This is a genomic window from Mesorhizobium sp. M0778 (genome assembly GCF_040320105.1).
Lineage (GTDB): Bacteria > Pseudomonadota > Alphaproteobacteria > Rhizobiales > Rhizobiaceae > Mesorhizobium.
In genome coordinates this window covers 1-1814 of the sequence record NZ_JAMYPA010000052.1, presented here as the reverse complement: position 1 = coordinate 1814, position 1814 = coordinate 1, and the positions used below count along the sequence as shown (strand labels likewise).

Below are 1814 nucleotides of genomic sequence, written 5' to 3'. Positions count from 1 at the left end.
GTAACCGGTATGATCATGACGGTGCCATCCGATCCCCGCTGGAGATGAGCGATTTTCGGCGTATGGTGCGACCATCCGGGACAGGGGCACCGGGAGCACGCCAAGTGCGGGCAGGCCGATGTATTCGATGAGCTGCGAGCTCGCGTTAGTAGCTGGCCGCCCCTGCGACCTGCCCGGTTGCGCCGAGAGCGCGGATCCGTAGGTGTCGCGTCGCCCGCCGGCTCCCGACTGTTTGAGGAGAGGGAGCCGATGAGACGTGTGATTGGAATGGACATCCACCGCACCTTTGCGGAGGTGGTGGTTTGGGAAGACGGCCGGCTGCGCCATCACGGACGGGTCGACATGACCCGCTCGGGACTGGAAGGGTTCGGCCGCAGTTTGCGACGGACGGATGAGGTTGTCGTCGAGGCCACGGGCAACGCCATGGCGGTGGTGCGGGTTCTGTCGCCCTATGTCGGCCGGGTGATTGTCGCCAACCCGATGCAGGTGAAGGCGATCGCCCATGCCAGGATTAAGACCGACAAGATCGATGCCGGCGTTCTGGCGCAGCTCCATGCCAGCGGCTTTCTGCCGGAGGTCTGGGTACCTGACGAGCGGACCGAGCGGCTTCGCCGCCTCGTCGCGCGGCGCAACCAGGTAGTTCGGCATCGCACGCGCGTGAAGAACGAGGTGCATGGCATCCTGCAGGCGCACCTAGTGCCGAAGTGCCCGCATGCCGATCTGTTCAACAATCGCGGTCGCGCCTGGCTCGAGCGGCAGGTGCTTCCCGACGACGAGCGGGCCGCCATCGCTCGCCACATCCGCGAGATTGACCGCCTGGCCGAGGATCTGGCCGACCTCGATCGCGACATCGCCCGGGAAGCGATTGATGATGTGCAAGTCCGGCGGCTTCAGACGATCACCGGCGTCAATGCCATCGTCGCGAGCGGTATCATCGCCGCCGTCGGCGATATCCGGCGGTTTCGCGAACCGCAGAAGCTGGTGAGCTACTTCGGCCTCAATCCGCGTGTGCGCCAATCCGGTCTTGGCTTGGCGCAATATGGCCGGATCAGCAAACATGGTCGTTCCCATGCCCGCGCCATGCTGGTCGAGGCCGCCTGGGCGACTGCGAAGGCGCCCGGACCGCTCAGGGCCTTCTTCCTACGCATCCGTAACAAGCGCGGCCATCAGGTCGCAGCCGTGGCACTCGCCCGCAAGCTCGCCGTGTTGATCTGGCATCTGCTGACAAAGGAGCAGGACTACTTCTGGGCTCGCCCGGCGCTGGTGGCGGCAAAGCAGAGGCAGCTCGCTCTCAAGGCCGGCGCGCCGGGCGAGCGCGGTGTCGGTCGCCGCGGTTCGGCTTACGCCTACAACGTGAAGGAGTTGCGAAACAGCGAGAAAGCCGCGGCCGAGAATGCCGAACGTGCCTACGAGCTAATGGTTCGGCATTGGCGGTCACGAGGGCCGAAGCGGCGCACGGACGCCACAAACGAGGAACGACTATAACGGCTGCGTGGCGGCACTCTCATCCTCTCGCACCACTCTTTGCCACGTGGTCGTCCGTGCCGGACAAATATAGCACAAGGAAATGTGGCGGCACGACCGACGCCCTCGGTCCGCTCCAGAATGGCGCCGTGCTCGACGCCGTCAAGGCGTGGCCTGGAAACCTCGCAGCCGGCCGTGGCGCCATCGCACCGGCCAGCCTTGACTGCGTCTCGACACGCTCGCGTGGGAAATCCTGTGGGCCGGGACGAAGAAACAGGCTCACCTGAGCCGAACAAAGAAACGCAACAGGAATCGAAAAAGTCGAAATCAGGGTTGTCGATGTCATCCGT

General features: G+C 64.7%; 1 protein-coding gene. It reads left to right on the top strand.

Annotated features, from left to right (window positions below; translation table 11 throughout):
* Positions 1-267: 267 nt before the first annotated feature.
* Positions 268-1485, top strand: a complete 1218-nt coding sequence (locus NKI22_RS31335; RefSeq protein ID WP_352516397.1) for an IS110 family RNA-guided transposase — start codon at positions 268-270, stop codon at positions 1483-1485.
* Positions 1486-1814: the final 329 nt, after the last annotated feature.